This is a genomic window from Streptomyces sp. NPDC088197 (assembly GCF_044741185.1).
GTDB lineage: Bacteria > Actinomycetota > Actinomycetes > Streptomycetales > Streptomycetaceae > Actinacidiphila.
In genome coordinates, this window is the sequence record NZ_JBIUSD010000001.1 from 566,436 (window position 1) to 582,052 (window position 15,617).

General features: G+C 69.1%; 14 protein-coding genes. 7 read left to right on the plus strand and 7 right to left on the minus strand.

Annotated features, from left to right (window positions below):
* Positions 1-213 precede the first annotated feature (213 nt).
* The 4 genes from rplI to rpsF form a co-directional block, all read right to left on the minus strand.
* Positions 214-663, minus strand: coding sequence for a 50S ribosomal protein L9 (gene rplI / locus ACIOC1_RS02540; RefSeq protein ID WP_355336647.1), 450 nt, complete (start codon positions 661-663; stop codon positions 214-216).
* A gap of 19 nt (positions 664-682) precedes the next feature.
* Positions 683-919 carry a 30S ribosomal protein S18 gene (gene rpsR, locus ACIOC1_RS02545; protein WP_031512678.1) on the minus strand — a complete coding sequence of 79 codons (237 nt, stop codon included), beginning with the start codon at positions 917-919 and terminating at the stop codon, positions 683-685.
* Positions 920-968: 49 nt separating this feature from the next.
* Positions 969-1,577, minus strand: a complete 609-nt coding sequence (locus tag ACIOC1_RS02550) for a single-stranded DNA-binding protein (protein ID WP_355336648.1) — start codon at positions 1,575-1,577, stop codon at positions 969-971.
* A gap of 99 nt (positions 1,578-1,676) precedes the next feature.
* Entirely contained in the window at positions 1,677-1,967 is a 291-nt protein-coding gene (gene rpsF / locus ACIOC1_RS02555; RefSeq protein ID WP_093711983.1) for a 30S ribosomal protein S6, read from the minus strand.
* Between the two features lie 279 nt (positions 1,968-2,246).
* On the opposite strand from rpsF, the gene ACIOC1_RS02560 reads away from it, so the two are divergent.
* The 3 genes from ACIOC1_RS02560 (at position 2,247) to ACIOC1_RS02570 (ending at position 4,963) form a co-directional block, all read left to right on the plus strand.
* The gene (locus ACIOC1_RS02560) at positions 2,247-2,555 is read left to right on the plus strand and encodes a hypothetical protein (RefSeq protein ID WP_355336649.1); all 309 of its coding nucleotides are present in this window, start codon (positions 2,247-2,249) and stop codon (positions 2,553-2,555) included.
* Positions 2,556-2,719: 164 nt separating this feature from the next.
* Entirely contained in the window at positions 2,720-3,841 is a 1,122-nt protein-coding gene (locus ACIOC1_RS02565) for a peptidoglycan bridge formation glycyltransferase FemA/FemB family protein (protein WP_355336650.1), read from the plus strand.
* An 81-nt stretch (positions 3,842-3,922) separates the two neighbouring features.
* A complete protein-coding gene (locus ACIOC1_RS02570; protein ID WP_401851313.1) occupies positions 3,923-4,963 on the plus strand; it encodes an alanine racemase in 1,041 nt (346 codons plus the stop codon).
* Positions 4,964-5,002: 39 nt separating this feature from the next.
* Here the strand turns inward: ACIOC1_RS02570 and ACIOC1_RS02575 are convergent, their stop codons facing one another.
* Together ACIOC1_RS02575 and ACIOC1_RS02580 are read right to left on the minus strand one after the other, a co-directional pair.
* Positions 5,003-6,562, minus strand: a complete 1,560-nt coding sequence (locus ACIOC1_RS02575) for a glycosyltransferase family 87 protein (RefSeq protein ID WP_401851316.1) — start codon at positions 6,560-6,562, stop codon at positions 5,003-5,005.
* Positions 6,563-6,669: 107 nt separating this feature from the next.
* Positions 6,670-9,444, minus strand: a complete 2,775-nt coding sequence (locus ACIOC1_RS02580; RefSeq protein ID WP_391042033.1) for a transglycosylase domain-containing protein — start codon at positions 9,442-9,444, stop codon at positions 6,670-6,672.
* Between the two features lie 413 nt (positions 9,445-9,857).
* Here ACIOC1_RS02580 and ACIOC1_RS02585 point away from each other — a divergent pair, with 413 nt between their 5' ends.
* The 4 genes from ACIOC1_RS02585 (at position 9,858) to ACIOC1_RS02600 (ending at position 13,927) form a co-directional block, all read left to right on the plus strand.
* Positions 9,858-10,502 (plus strand): PadR family transcriptional regulator, encoded by a 645-nt coding sequence (locus tag ACIOC1_RS02585; RefSeq protein ID WP_355336653.1) that lies wholly within the window; start codon positions 9,858-9,860, stop codon positions 10,500-10,502.
* Between the two features lie 23 nt (positions 10,503-10,525).
* Positions 10,526-11,608, plus strand: a complete 1,083-nt coding sequence (locus ACIOC1_RS02590; RefSeq protein WP_355336654.1) for an inositol-3-phosphate synthase — start codon at positions 10,526-10,528, stop codon at positions 11,606-11,608.
* Positions 11,609-11,757: 149 nt separating this feature from the next.
* Positions 11,758-13,026: an MFS transporter gene (locus ACIOC1_RS02595; protein ID WP_401851319.1), complete on the plus strand. Its 1,269-nt coding sequence runs from the start codon at positions 11,758-11,760 to the stop codon at positions 13,024-13,026.
* A 43-nt stretch (positions 13,027-13,069) separates the two neighbouring features.
* Entirely contained in the window at positions 13,070-13,927 is an 858-nt protein-coding gene (locus ACIOC1_RS02600) for a hypothetical protein (protein WP_401851321.1), read from the plus strand.
* A gap of 153 nt (positions 13,928-14,080) precedes the next feature.
* Here the strand turns inward: ACIOC1_RS02600 and ACIOC1_RS02605 are convergent, their stop codons facing one another.
* Positions 14,081-15,496: a CCA tRNA nucleotidyltransferase gene (locus tag ACIOC1_RS02605; RefSeq protein WP_391158848.1), complete on the minus strand. Its 1,416-nt coding sequence runs from the start codon at positions 15,494-15,496 to the stop codon at positions 14,081-14,083.
* Between the last annotated feature and the right edge of the window lie 121 nt (positions 15,497-15,617).

A 15,617-nucleotide genomic window follows, 5' to 3' on the forward strand; every position in this document is an offset into this window, starting at 1 on the left:
GAGCCCGACGCACTCGCCGAGAGCCCGAGCCGCCCGCCGAGGAGCCCAAGGCACTCGCCGAGAGCCCGAGCCGCCCGCCGACACACCTCACCGCGAGCGGCCAGACCTCACAGCGCCCGCCGCCCCCGGAACCCCGGAACGACGAAGGGCCGGGCACCCCCGTAATCGGGGTGCCCGGCCCTCCCTGTTCCACGTGGAACACAGCGGTCGCGATTACGCGGCCACGACCTCCAGGTCGAGGACGGCCTCGACCTCGGGGTGCAGCCGCACCGTCACCTTGTGCGCGCCCAGCGTCTTGATCGGCGAACCGACCTCGAGACGACGCTTGTCGACGGCCGGACCACCGGCGGTCTTGATCGCCGCGGCGATGTCGGCCGGGGTGATCGAGCCGAACAGCCGGCCGGTGTCACCGGCGCGGGTGCTGAGCTGGACCTTGACGCCCTGGAGCTGCGCCTTGACCGCGTTCGCGTCGTCCAGCGAGTGGATCTCGCGGATGCGGCGGGCGCGGCGGATCTGCTCGACGTCCTTCTCGCCACCCTTGGTCCACGCGATGGCGAAGCCACGCGGGATCAGGTAGTTGCGGGCGTAGCCCGGCTTGACATCGACGATGTCGCCCGCGGCACCCAGGCCGCTGACCTCGTTGGTAAGGATGATCTTCGACATGCTTCAGGTCACCCTTTCCTTATCGAGCGGTCGACGTGTAGGGCAGCAGCGCCATCTCACGGCTGTTCTTCACGGCCGTGGCGACGTCACGCTGGTGCTGCGTGCAGTTGCCGGTGACGCGGCGGGCACGGATCTTGCCGCGGTCGGAAATGAACTTCCGCAGCATGTTCGTGTCCTTGTAGTCCACGTACACGGTCTTGTCCTTGCAGAACGCGCAGACCTTCTTCTTCGGCTTGCGCGGGGGCGGCTTCGCCATGGTGATTCTCCTAATGCGATCTTGCGATCAAGAAGTGAGGATGCCCGCCCTAGAAGGGCGGCTCGTCCGAGTAGCCGCCGCCGGAAGAAGCGGCACCGGAGCCGCCGCCCCAGTTACCGCCACCGCCGCCCTGGCCGCCGCCGGCCGGCGCGCTGGTCGCCCACGGGTCGTCGGCGGGAGCACCGCCGCCGCCCTGGGGCTGGCCGCCACCGGAGCTTCCGCCCCAGTTGCCGCCGCCGCCCTGGCCGCCGCCTCCGCCGAACCCGCCGCCCTGCTGACCGCCACGACCGCCACCGCTGGTCTTGGTGACCTTGGCCGTCGCGCTCTTCAGGCTGGCGCCGACTTCTTCGACGTCCAGTTCGTAGACCGTCCGCTTGACGCCCTCACGGTCCTCGTACGACCGCTGCTTCAGCCGGCCCTGCACGATGACGCGCATGCCTCGCTGGAGCGACTCGGCGACGTTCTCGGCCGCCTGCCGCCAGACCGAGCAGGTGAGGAACAGGCTCTCGCCGTCCTTCCACTCGTTGGTCTGCCGGTCGAAGGTGCGCGGAGTGGACGCGACTCGGAACTTCGCGACCGCCGCACCCGACGGGGTGAAGCGCAGCTCGGGGTCGTCGACAAGATTGCCGACAACCGTGATGACGGTCTCGCCTGCCATGGGATGACCTCTCGGCGGTGTGCTGACTGCTTCTGGCTGCTGCTACTGACTACTGCTGGCTACTACTCGGTTACTGCCCCGGTGCGCTGAGCGGAGAGCTCAGTGCAGTTCGGGGCGGAGGACCTTGGTCCGCAGAACCGACTCGTTCAGGTTGAGCTGACGGTCGAGCTCCTTGACGACCTCAGGCGTGGCCTTGAGGTCGACGACCGAGTAGATGCCCTCGGGCTTCTTGTTGATCTCGTAGGAGAGGCGACGACGGCCCCAGGTGTCGACCTTCTCCACGCTGCCGCCACCATTGCGGACGACGGCGAGGAAGGACTCGATCAGCGGGGAGACAGCGCGCTCCTCAAGATCGGGGTCGAGAATGAGCATGAGCTCGTAGTGACGCATAGGGGAACCCACCTCCTTTGGACTCAGGCGGCCACGGCGTTTCCGTGGCAGGAGGGTTTGTATCTGCGTCGCAACGGTAGCGCGGGGCACTGACAGTCGAGTGACAGACAGTCGAGCGGCGGATCGGTCCGAGGACCGTTCCGCCGAGTCGGGCGAGGCCCGGCCCACGCACAGACACCGGTGCAGACCGTACAGACTACCCGCACAGGTCCCCCGGGTTGAAATCCGCCCCCTTTTGCCCCCAATCTGGACACATCTACTCCGTCACGGAGGTGCCCCATGGCACAGCACGCGGAACGGACCCACCACCTCACCTTCAACACCGACGGCCGGCCGCACCCGCTGGAGAACACGCTGGTCGCGGTGACCGTCGTCCTCGGCGCGATCGCGATCATCTCCTCGGCCTTTAACAGCCTGCATCTGCTCAGTTCCTGGACCGGTCTGGTCGGCATCCTCACCGGCGGCTACGGCCAGTTCATCTCGGCGACCACGGCGGAGCGGTTCGCTCTCGTCATCGGCCTCGGCATGGCGGCGGTCGGCTTCTACATCGGTGTCGCGCACGGCGGGCTGTTCGGCGGGCTCTGGTAGCGGCGGCCGGCAGTCGCCGACAGCACCGGCGAGCAGTAGCGAGGGCGCTTCCCCCGCGCAGTAGGCTTCGGGCCAGAAAACAGCACCGGAAACCCACCACAAGCAAGTAGTGAGCATTCCAGCCCGCAGTCGTGAGTTCGTCGTGAGTTTGGGGAGCGCCCCGCATGAGCCTGACCCTGAGGACCATCAGCCGCGAGCAGCATCTGGCGTACATCCAGAGCCTGCCCTCGGCAAGCCACTGCCAGGTCCCGGCATGGGCTGATGTGAAGTCGGAGTGGCGGTCGGAGAATCTCGGCTGGATCGACGACAGGACCGGCCAGATCGTCGGCGCCGGTCTGGTGCTCTACCGGCAGATCCCGAAGGTCAAGCGGTACCTGGCGTATCTGCCCGAGGGCCCGGTCATCAACTGGTACGCGCCCAACCTGGACGAGTGGCTGAAGCCGATGCTCGCCCACCTCAAGCAGCAGGGCGCCTTCACCGTGAAGATGGGCCCGCCGGTGATCATCCGCCGGTGGGAGGCGAACACCATCAAGACCGGCATCGCCGACCAGGACGTCAAGCGGCTGCGCGACGTGGAGGCCGACTTCATCGAACCGCGCGCCTTCGAGGTCGCGGACAAGCTGCGCCGGATGGGCTGGCAGCAGGGCGAGGACGGCGGCGCGGGCTTCGGCGACGTACAGCCGCGGTACGTGTACCAGGTCCCGCTGGAGAACCGTTCGCTGGACGACATCCTCAAGGGCTTCAACCAGCTCTGGCGGCGCAACATCAAGAAGGCCGAGAAGGCCGGTGTCGAGGTGGTCCAGGCCGGCTACGACGACCTGCCGACCTGGCAGAAGCTCTACGAGGTGACGGCCGAGCGCGACCACTTCAGGCCGCGCCCGCTGTCGTACTTCCAGCGGATGTGGACCTCGCTGAACGCAGAGGACCCCAACCGCATGCGGCTCTACCTGGCGGTGCACGAGGGCGAGGCGGTCGCCGCGGCGACGATGCTGACCGTCGGCCGGCACGTCTGGTACTCCTACGGCGCCTCGGCGAACCACAAGCGTGAGGTGCGGCCGTCCAACGCGATGCAGTGGCGGATGCTGCGGGACGCGTACGCGATGGGCGCCAGCGTCTACGATCTGCGCGGAATCAGCGATTCCCTGGACGAGAACGACCATTTGTTCGGTCTGATTCAGTTCAAGGTGGGCACGGGCGGGCAGGCTGCCGAATACTTGGGCGAGTGGGATTTCCCGCTCAACAAGCTGCTCCACAAGGCGCTCGACATCTACATGTCGCGTCGCTGACCCCGGGCCCGCGCATGGGCCACGACAAGGCCCGCGCGCGGCCCGCCGAAGGCTCGCTCAAGGAAAGGTCCCGACCAGGCCATGGCCCTCACCCTGTACGTCGACACCGCACGCTGGCGTGCACACCACCAGTCCGTGGTGGACCAGTTCCCCGGCATCGTGCCGGTATGCAAGGGGAACGGGTACGGCTTCGGCCATGAGCGCCTCGCCGACGAGGCGACCCGGCTGCGCGCCGACATGCTCGCCGTCGGCACGACGTACGAGGCCGCCCGGATCAAGGACTACTTCAGCGGCGACCTGCTGGTGCTGACCCCGTACCGGCTGGGCGAGGAGCCGGTGCCGCTGCCGGACCGGGCGATCCGCTCGGTGTCCTCGGTGGAGGGTGTGCGCGGTCTGGTCGGCGCGCGGGTGGTCATCGAGGTGATGAGCAGCATGCGCCGGCACGGCGTGGCCGAGGACGACCTGGTCAAGCTGCACACGGCGATAGACGACGTACGCCTGGAGGGTTTCGCGATCCACCTGCCGCTGGACCGCACCGACGGTACGGACGCGGTCGAGGAGGTCTTCGCCTGGATGGAGCGGCTGCGGGCGGCCCGGCTGCCGCTGCACACGATGTTCGTCAGCCACCTCAAGGCGGCCGAACTGGCGCAGCTCAGGCAGCAGTTCCCGCAGACCAGGTTCCGGGCGCGGATCGGCACCCTGATGTGGCTCGGCGACCACGACGCGACGGAGTACCGCGGCGCGGTGCTCGACGTCACGCGGATCGTCAAGGGCGACCGGTACGGCTACCGGCAGGAGAAGTCGGCCGCCGACGGCCATCTGGTGGTCGTGGCGGGCGGCACCTCGCACGGTGTGGGCCTGGAGGCGCCGAAGGCGCTGCACGGTCTGATGCCGCGGGCCAAGGGGGTCGCGCGGGCGGGCCTGGCGACCGTCAACCGCAATCTGTCGCCGTTCGTGTGGGCGGGCAAGCAGCGCTGGTTCGCGGAGCCGCCGCACATGCAGGTGTCGATCCTGTTCCTGCCGGGTGACGTGGCGCCGCCCGCGGTGGGCGACGAGCTGGTGGCGCACCTGCGGCACACCACGACCCAGTTCGACCGGGTCGTGGACCGCCACCCGTCGTAGGACGCCTGTCGCTCCCTCCTCGGCTTCTTCTCCAGCCGTCTAGTCCTTCTCGTCCACCGCGGGCGAAGTCGTCGCGGGCGAAGGCGTCGTGGGCGCGGAGTCCGTCGGCATCGTGGTGCCCCACTCGACCCGCTGTCCGGCGAAGGGCGCCGCGTGCCGCGGCTCGTGGTGGACGGCGCCGAGCACGAACACGTCCTCCGCGCCGTCCAGGATTCCGCCCGAGGGGTCGTCGTCGCCGTCCTGCCGCAGTACGTCGTGCTGCGGCAGGAGGATGTCGCGGATGACCATGCCGCACAGGTAGAGCGTGCCGAGCAGGTGCACGGCGATGGCGAGGTGGTAGCCGTCGGCGGACAGACCGTGGTGCTTGGTGCCGCCGGTGACGTACGCGAGCTGCATCCAGATGCCGATGAAGTACAGCACCTCGGCGCCCTGCCAGATCAGCAGGTCGCGCCAGCGCGGGCGGGCGAGCACGGCGAGCGGGAGCAGCCACAGCACGTACTGCGGCGAGTAGACCTTGTTGCTGATCACCAGCGCGGCCACCAGCAGGAAGGCGAGCTGTGCGAAGCGCGGGCGGCGCGGGGCGTACAGCGCGAGGGCGGCGATCCCGGCGCACAGCAGCAGCATCAGGGCGGCCACGTACGCGCTCACGCCGGTCAGCGGGTTGCCGGTGCGCTGCATGACGATCAGCCACAGCGAGCCGTAGTCGACGCCGCGGGTGCGGCTGAAGCTGTAGAACTCCGACCAGCCGTGCCGGGCGAGCAGGATCACCGGGCCGTTGACCACCAGCCAGGACAGGACGGCGCCGCCGAGCGCCGTGCCGAAGGCCCGTAGCCGCCCGGCGCGCAGGCACAGCAGGAACAGCGCGAGCAGCAGCAGGACGGGGTAGAGCTTGGCCGCGGTGGCCAGGCCGATCAGGATGCCCGCGGCCAGCGGTCGGCTGCGGGCCCACAGCAGCATGCCGACGGCGGTCAGGGCGACGGCGAACAGGTCCCAGTTGATGGTCGCGGTGAGCGCGAGCGCGGGGGACAGGGCGATGAGCAGGCCGTCCCAGGGGCGCCGCCGCTGGGTGCGCGCCACGCACGTGACGAGGACGACCGCGCAGATCATCAGCATCGCGGAGTTCACGATCCAGTAGATCTGCGCGCGGTGCTGGAGGTCGCCGCCGTGCGGGGTCAGCCAGGAGGCGACCTCCATGAACAGGCCGGTGAGCACCGGGTACTCGAGGTAGTGGAAGCCGCTGCCGGAGACCGAGTCCGGGATGCGGTCGAAGTACGGGACCAGGTCGGTGGCGAAGCCGCGCTGCGAGTACAGGTGCGGGATGTCGGAGTAGCAGGCGTGGATGTACTGCGGGGAGCCGCCCTGGAACCAGCCGCCGGAGTAGCAGGACGCTTTCTGCGCCATGCCGAGGGCGAACATCCCGATGACGACGAGCACCATCACGCGGACCGGGTTCCACCAGCGGTAACCGCCGGAGCGGGCCCACCGCCCGGTGGGCCCGCCCAGGAACTCACTGCCGGCCGCGGCGACCGGGTCCTCGTCGGAGGGTCGCACGGGGAGCTCTCGCCGGTCGGCCTCTTCGCGGTCGCGCACGCTCGTCATGGCGAACATCCTGCCGTACCGGTCTGTGTGAGCGAGAGTCCCCGGGGACACCAACCGTCGCTGTCTGCTGTCAGCGACGGTTGGTGTCCCCCGTCAGCCGCCGTCCGTCATCCTCCGTCGCCGGGTTTGCGGGTGGATGTTCCGCCGCTGTTGCCTCCGCCGCCGCCCGGTCCTCCGGTGCTGCCCGACGTGGTCGGGGTGTCGCTCGGCGTCGGCGTGTTGCAGGTCTGGTCCCACGGCAGGCACGGGCCGCTCGGCGTGGTCGGCGGCGTGGTGGGCGGCGTCGTCGGCGGGGTGGTCGGCGGCGTCGTCGTGGTGGGCGGCGGGGTGGTCGCGGTGTCGGTCGGGCTCGGCGGCGGCGTCGTCATGGACGGCGTCGGCGACGGGGCGCCGGGCTCGTTCTGCGGTTCGCCGATCTTGCTGGCGTCCGGGAAGCCGGGGTCCTCGGAGTTGCCGAGGGCGGCCTTCATGTAGTCGGTCCAGATGGTGGCCGGGAGGTCACCACCGTGGATGGAGGAGTTGCCGCCGGTGCCGGACATCGGCAGCAGCTTCTTGGCCTTGGTGTCCTGGCGGAACATCACCACGGACGTGGAGAGCTGCTGGGTGTAGCCGACGAACCACGCGGACCGGGTGCCGCCGGGGCTGTCGGTGGTACCGGTCTTGCCCGCCGCGGTACGGCCCAGGGCCTTGGCCTTGGTGCCGGTGCCGTTCTCGACCACGTTCTGCAGGACCTTGGTGACGTTGTTGGCGATGTTGTCCGGCAGCGCCTGCTTGGGCTTGGGCCGCGAGAAGCCGTTGATCTGGTCACCGTTGTGGATCACCTTGGTGACCGAGTACGGGTCCACCTGCACGCCGGATTTGGCGAAGGTGGCGTACGCGTCGGCCATCCGGATCGCGCTGGGCGTGGACGTACCGATCGAGAACGACGGCACCATGGTGGCCATGCTCTCGTCGAGCAGGCCCACGCTCTCCGCCGTCGCCTTGACCTTGGGCAGGCCGACGTCCTCGCCGAGCTGGACGAACGGGGTGTTGATCGAGTTCTGCATGGCCTTGGTCAGCGTGACGTAGCCGTGCTTGATCGAGTCCTCGTTCTTCTGCCGGAACGGCTTGTTCTCCTTGTCGAGGACCACATTGCCGTCGTGGTCCTTGATCACCAGCAGGTCGTTGGCGTTGTACTTGCTGTCCGGCGTGATGGGCTTGCCGTCGCTGTGGTTGGTGCCGTACATCATGGCCGCCGAGAGCACGAACGGCTTGAAGGTCGAGCCGACCGGCACACCGGCGGTGTTGGCGTTGTTGTTGAACTCGTTGTGCTCGTAGCCCTCGCCGCCATAGATGGCCACGATCTTGCCGTCGCCCGGCACCACGGAGGCGGCGCCGAACTGCACGTTGCTGTCCGCGTCCGTGCCCTTGTAGTCGGGGTCGTCGCCCAGGTACTTGTGCGAGCCGCCGGGCTTGATGTTCGCCTTGCGGACCGCCTCGACGGACTTCTTCAGGGCGTTGACCTTGGCCTTGTCGAAGGTCGTGTAGATCTGGTATCCGCCCAGGTCAAGGTCCTTCTGGGTGATCTTCGGCGAGGAGTGCGTGGTGACGTAGTTGTTCACCGTGTCGACCAGGTAGCTGATCTGACCGCTCATGCCCGCCTGCACCTTCAGCCCCTGGGGCATCGGGTACTTGGTGTACTTGGCGCGCTCGGTCGCCGTCATGTGGCCGTACTTGACCTCCTGGTCGAGGATCCAGGCCCAGCGCTGCGTGGAGCGCTTGGTGTTGGCCTCGGCGGTGGCCGACGTGTCGATGTTGGTGGCGCCTATCGGGTCGTAGTACGTCGGGCCCTTGAGCAACGCCGCCAGGAAGGCGCACTGGCTGGGGTCGAGCTTGACCGCGTCCACGCCGTAGTACGTCTGCGCGGCGGCCTGGAGACCGTAGGCGCCGCGGCCGAAGTACGAGGTGTTCAGGTAGCCGGTGATGATGTCGTTCTTGCCGACCTTCGCGCCGACCTTTATGGAGATGAACAGCTCTTTGAACTTCCGGCTGACCGTCTGCGACTGGTCGAGCATCGAGTTCTTCACGTACTGCTGGGTGATGGTCGAGCCGCCCTGCGTCTCGCCGCCCTTGGCCATGTTGAACAGCGCGCGGGTGATGCCCATCGGGTCGACACCGGAGTCGGTCTCGAAGGTCTTGTTCTCGGCCGAGATCACCGCGTAGCGCATGGCCTTGGGGATCTGGTCGTACGTGATGTTCTGCCGGTTGAAGTCACCGCCGGTGGCGACCATGCGGGTGCCGTCGGCCCAGTAGTAGACATTGTTCTGGGCGACGGCCGCCTTGTTCTCGTCGGGGATGTCGACCATGGCGTACGCGATGCCCGCGATGCCGACCAGGGTGCCGACGAAGCCGATGCACAGCGCGGTGACCTGGCGCCAGGAGGGCACCCAGTGCCGCCAGCCCTGCTTGCCGAAGCGCGGGTAGTCGATGAAGCGCTTCTTGGCGGGCCTGCGGCCTCCCCGGCCCGCGGGGCCGCCGGGTTCACCGGGGCCGCCGGTGCCTCTGCGGCGACCGCCGCCGTTGCCGTTGCCGCCACCGCCGCGTCCCTGGGCGGCGCGGCGGGCCGCGGCGCGTCCTTCATAGGGGACACCGGGGCCGCCGGTGCCGGAAGGGGAACCGCTGGGCACGCCGCCGGGAGGGCCGGGGGGACGGCCGGGTACGGCGCCCGGGGTACCGCCGGGCGGCGTACCGCCACTGGGCATACCGCTAGGGGACCCGGCGGGGGGGCCGCCGGCCGCGCGTCGGCCGCCTGACGCAGGGGGCGTCGGCTGCTGTCCCCCGCGCCTGGCGGCAGCACGGCCGCCGGAGGGCGACTGCGGCGGCTTGCGACGGTGCTCGCTCATGAACAGCTACTCCTCGACAGGCGGGATCGCCTGCAGGCATCGATGACATTCCGGTCTGTCCCCCTGAGTGCGGCTGTGTCAGGCCGCACTGCACCCAGGACCAAGACGCACGCCGACGTCCCAGGGTTCCCGGTGCTCTGCATGGCGAACAGAGTACGCACGGTCAAAAGACGCACGATGCGAGCGTTCATCACATAACGGACGGTTGACGCCTCACAGGTTTCATGTTGTGACACCCGCTGTGACGGCGGTCACCGCGGACCGCCTTGCATGATGTGTCGAACCGTTCTATCGTCCCGATGTATCGACTCGATACATCGCACCGACACATCGCTCCGATGCATCGTGCGGAGGCATCGGGTCGGCACACAGTACGGGACAGCGGCGACCGGCCGGAACGAGGGGACGAGGGATTGAGCAAGCGCTCCGGAATCCTCGAATTCGCGGTTCTCGGTCTGCTGCGCGAGTCCCCTATGCACGGCTACGAGCTGCGCAAGCGGCTCAACACCTCGCTCGGGGTGTTCCGCGCCTTCAGCTACGGCAGTCTTTATCCCTGCCTGAAGACGCTGGTCACTCAGGGGTGGCTGATCGAGGAGTCGGTGGTGGACAGCGATCCGCCCGCGACACCCCTCGCCGGCCGCCGGGCGAAGATCGTCTACCGGCTGACGGCCGCGGGCAAGGAGCACTTCGAGGAGCTGCTCGCCCACTCCGGCCCGGACGCCTGGGAGGACGAGCACTTCGCCGCTCGCTTCGCCTTCTTCGGGCAGACGTCGAAGGACGTCAGGATGCGGGTCCTCGAGGGGCGGCGCAGCCGCCTCGAGGAACGGCTGGAGAAGATGCGCGCCTCACTCGTGCGCACCCGCGAACGGCTCGACGACTACACGCTCGAGCTGCAGCGGCACGGCATGGAATCGGTGGAGCGCGAGGTCCGCTGGCTCAATGAGCTGATCGAGACCGAGCGGGCCGGACGCAGCACCACGCGCCCGGACTCCGAGCAGGACACACACGACAACAACCAAGAGAACGGCGGCCGACCCGAAAACCGGGGAACCGCGTGACGATTACACAGGGAGCAACCGGTATGGGTTCGGTTCGCGTAGCCATCGTTGGCGTAGGCAACTGCGCCGCGTCGCTGGTGCAGGGTGTCGAGTACTACAAGGACGCCGACCCGGACAGCAAGGTGCCTGGTCTCATGCACGTGCAGTTCGGCGACTACCACGTACGTGACGTCGAGTTCGTGGCCGCCTTCGATGTCGACGCGAAGAAGGTCGGCCTCGACCTCGCGGACGCCATCGGGGCCAGCGAGAACAACACGATCAAGATCTGCGACGTCCCGCAGAGCGGTGTGACCGTCCAGCGCGGCCACACCAACGACGGTCTCGGCAAGTACTACCGGGAGACGATCGAGGAGTCCACCGAGGCCCCGGTCGACATCGTCCAGATCCTCAAGGACCGCCAGGTCGACGTCCTCGTCTGCTACCTGCCCGTCGGCTCCGAGGTCGCGGCCAAGTACTACGCGCAGTGCGCCATCGACGCGAAGGTCGCCTTCGTCAACGCCCTCCCGGTCTTCATCGCCGGCACCAAGGAGTGGGCGGACAAGTTCACCGAGGCCGGTGTGCCGATCGTCGGTGACGACATCAAGTCCCAGGTGGGCGCCACCATCACGCACCGCGTGATGGCGAAGCTCTTCGAGGACCGCGGTGTCCTGCTGGAGCGCACCATGCAGCTCAACGTGGGCGGCAACATGGACTTCAAGAACATGCTCGAGCGCGAGCGCCTGGAGTCCAAGAAGATCTCCAAGACGCAGGCCGTCACCTCGCAGATCGTGGACCGTGAGCTGGGCGCCAAGAACGTCCACATCGGCCCGTCGGACTACGTGCAGTGGCTGGACGACCGCAAGTGGGCGTACGTCCGCCTCGAGGGCCGCGCCTTCGGCGACGTCCCGCTGAACCTGGAGTACAAGCTGGAGGTCTGGGACTCCCCGAACTCCGCCGGTGTCATCATCGACGCGCTGCGCGCGGCGAAGATCGCCAAGGACCGCGGTATCGGCGGCCCGATCCTCTCGGCGTCCTCGTACTTCATGAAGTCCCCGCCGGTGCAGTACTTCGACGACGAGGCCCGCGACAACGTGGAGAAGTTCATCCGCGGCGAGGTCGAGCGCTGACCGGCTGAGCCGGACAACGCCGCGTCCGGCGGCACGGCGCCACAGCGTCACCGCGGGACCGCACCGCCGCAGGACGGCACCACCGCAGTACCAAGGAAAGGCCCCGGGTCGCGTGCCCGGGGCCTTCCGCGTCATGTGAGGCTGTGACCATGGCTGTTGTGCGCGATCTTCGCGTGCTGCTGCGGCTGTCGGGCTTCCGGCGGCTGCTCGCGGTGCGCCTGCTGTCCCAATTCTCCGACGGCGTCTTCCAGGTCGCGCTGGCCGCCTATGTCGTCTTCTCGCCCGAGAAACAGACCTCGCCCGGCGCCATCGCCTCCGCCATGGCCGTACTGCTGCTGCCGTACTCGCTGCTCGGCCCGTTCACCGGCGTGCTGCTCGACCGCTGGCGGCGCAGGCAGGTGCTGCTCTCCTGCAATCTGCTGCGGGCGGTGCTGTCCTGCGGGACGGCCGCGCTGATCCTGCTGCACGTGCCGGACTGGCTGTTCTATCTCTCCGCCCTGTCGGTCACCGCCGTCAACCGCTTCGTGCTCGCGGGGCTGTCCGCCGCGCTGCCGCGGGTCGTGGACGCCGAGCGGCTGGTGATCGCCAACTCCCTGTCCCCGACGGCCGGGACGCTCGCGGCGACCGCGGGCGGCGGCGTCGCCTTCGTCGTGCACCTTTTCCTGCCCGAGGGCGCCGGGGCCAACGCGGCGACCGTGCTGCTCGGCGCGGGCGTCTATCTGGTGGCGGGGCTGTCCGCGCTGACGCTGGGCCGCGACCGGCTCGGGCCCGATCCCTCCGAGGTGCGGCAGCGGCTGCGCACGGCGCTCGCGGGCACCGCGCAGGGCCTGGCCGCCGGGTGGCGGCATCTGCGCCAACGGCCCGCGGCGCGACGGGCGATGGGCGCGGTGACGGCGATGCGCTTCTGCTACGGCGCCCTGACCGTCACCTTGCTGATGCTCAGCCGCTACACCTGGTCCGACCCCTCGGACACCGACGCCGGTCTCGCCCTGCTCGGCCTGGCGGTCGGCCTGTCCGCGGCCGGATTCTTCACCGCGGCGGTCTTCACCCCGTGGGCCACCGGCCGCTTCGGCACCAGCGGCTGGATCACCGTGTGCGCCGCCGCGTCCGCCGTGCTGCTGCTCCCGCTGGCGCTCCCGTTCGCCGTCGGGCCGATGATGGTCGCGGCCTTCGTGCTGGGCTTCACCATGCAGGGCGCGAAGATCGCCACCGACACCGTGGTGCAGACCGACGTCCAGGACTCCTACCGCGGGCGCGTCTTCTCCCTCTACGATGTCGCCTTCAACGTCGCCTTCGTAGGCGCCGCGGCGGTCTCCGCCCTGATGCTGCCGCCCGACGGCCGTTCCCCAGCGCTGATCACCGTCCTCGCCCTGCTCTACGCCGGGGTGGCCGCCACGATGACCCGACTCCGCTCCTGACCCCGGCGTCGCGCCGGGACGCACACCACACATGGGGGAAACCGTGGCTACTCCGCCACCTCCTGGCCGCAATCCCTACGGCCAGCCGTACGCACAGCAGACAGCACCGCCTCCGCCCGCGCCTCCGCAGCAGGGACAGAACCCGTACGGCCAGAACACCTACGGCCAGAATCCGTACGGGCAGAATCCGTACGGGCAGGGCCAGCCGGGCCAGAACCCGTACGGGCCGCCGCAGGGCCAGGGGCAGCAGCCGTTCGGCTACCCGCAGACCGGGCCGCAGACGGCGCCGGACGGCGGCCCGGCGTGCACCTTCTGCGGGGGCTTCCCGGCCGTGCAGGCCACCGTCCGCGGCCACCAGGGCTTCCTGATCATCATGCGCTTCCTGAAGCGACGGGCGAACTACTGCCGCACCTGCGGGATAGCCACGCACCGGGAGATGACCACCAAGACGCTGTGGCAGGGCTGGTGGAGCATCGCCTCGTTCGTCATCACGCCGATCACGGTGCTCATCAACCTCGGGCCGCGCGGCAAGTTCAACAAGCTGCCCGCGCCCAGCGGCGGCTTCGGACCGCCCATGAACCCGGGCAAGCCGATCTTCCTGCGCGGCGGCGCGTACGTCATGCTGGCGCCGCTGCTGGTGCTCGCCCTCATCGTCGCGGGAGTCGCGATGGGCGGCAACGACGCGAATTCGGCGTCCGCCGGTGACTGCGTCAGCAAGAGCGGCTCCGACTCCGACCCGACCCTGAAGGTCGTCGACTGCACGTCGGGCTCGGCCGCGTACCGCGTCGTGGAGCGGCACGGCGGCAAGCACTACAGAGACGCCTGCTCCAACGGCGACGCCGAGTACGACCACTCGGGGCGCGGCGGCGACTACGCGCTCTGCCTGACGCGCGTGGGCTGACGTCCTTGAGCTGACGTCCTTGAGCTGATGGCGCCATGCCGATGCCTTTGAGCTGACGCCGATGTTCCACGTGGAACATCGCGTTCGGCGAGACGGCGGAGGGGCGATGTTCCACGTGGAACATCGCCCCTCCGCCGTTTCACGCCGCCGTTCTCACTGCTGCTCGGACCACCACGTCTTGAGCGCGGCGATCGCCTCGTCCTCGGTCATCGGGCCGTTCTCCAGCCTGAGCTCCAGCATGTGCTGGTACGCCTTGCCGACCAGGGGGCCGGGGGGGACGCCCAGGATCGACATGATCTGGTTGCCGTCGAGGTCGGGCCGGATCGCGTCCAGCTCCTCGCGCTCCTGGAGTTCGGCGATGCGCGCTTCCAGGGCGTCGTAGGTGCGGGACAGGGCGGCTGCCTTGCGCTTGTTGCGGGTCGTGCAGTCCGAACGGGTCAGCTTGTGCAGCCGGGAGAGCTGCGGGCCCGCGTCGCGGACGTAGCGGCGTACGGCCGAGTCGGTCCACTCGCCGCTGCCGTATCCGTGGAAGCGCAGGTGCAGCTCGACCAGCCGGGAGACGTCCTTCACCAGATCGTTGGGGTACTTGAGCTGGGTCAGCCGGGCCTTGGTCAGCTTCGCGCCCACCATCTCGTGGTGGTGGAAGGAGACCCGGCCGTCGGTCTCGAAGCGGCGCGTCTTCGGCTTGCCGATGTCGTGGAGCAGCGCGGCCAGCCGCAGGACGAGGTCCGGCCCGTCGGTCTCCAGGTCGATCGCCTGCTCCAGCACGGTCAGCGAGTGCTCGTAGACATCCTTGTGCCGGAAGTGCTCGTCGCGCTCCAGACGCAGCGCGGACAGCTCGGGCAGCACGAGATCGGCCAGCCCGGTGTCGACCAGCAGCCGCAGCCCCTTGCGCGGGTGGTCGGACAGGATCAGCTTGTTCAGCTCGTCCCTGATCCGCTCGGCGGAGACGATGCCGATCCGGTCGGCCATCGCCGACATCGCGGCGACCACCTCGGGCGCGACCTCGAAGTCGAGCTGCGCGGCGAAGCGGGCGGCCCGCAGCATCCGCAGCGGGTCGTCGGAGAACGACGACTCCGGGGTGCCGGGCGTACGCAGCCGCCGCGCCGCCAGATCGTCCAGGCCGCCGTACGGATCGACGAAGTCGCCCTCGGGGAGCGCGACCGCCATCGCGTTCACCGTGAAGTCCCGGCGGACCAGGTCGTCCTCGATGGTGTCGCCGTAGGACACCTCAGGCTTGCGCGAGGTCCGGTCGTACGCCTCGGAGCGGTACGTCGTCACCTCGATCTGGAAGCTGTCCTTCATCGCGCCGACCGTGCCGAAGGCGATGCCGACCTCCCACACCGAGTCCGCCCACGACCGCAGGATCTTCAGCACCTGCTCGGGGCGGGCGTCGGTGGTGAAGTCGAGGTCGTTGCCGAGCCTGCCCAGCAGGGTGTCCCGGACGGAGCCGCCGACGAGGGCGAGCCGGAATCCGGCGTCGCGGAATCGGTGGCCGAGTTCCTCGGCGACGGGCGCGACCTGGTGGCGGGCCCGCGGGGTCTGAGCGGCATTGTTGGCATTCGGCACAACGTAAAAGGGTACGGGTCCGCGGAGCCCACGGCTGCCGGGTTTCCCCGCGGGACCGCGTCGCGGGCGCATATGGCGCGCGTCCCGAGGGCATACCGCCCGGTTCCGGACCTCGGCGGAC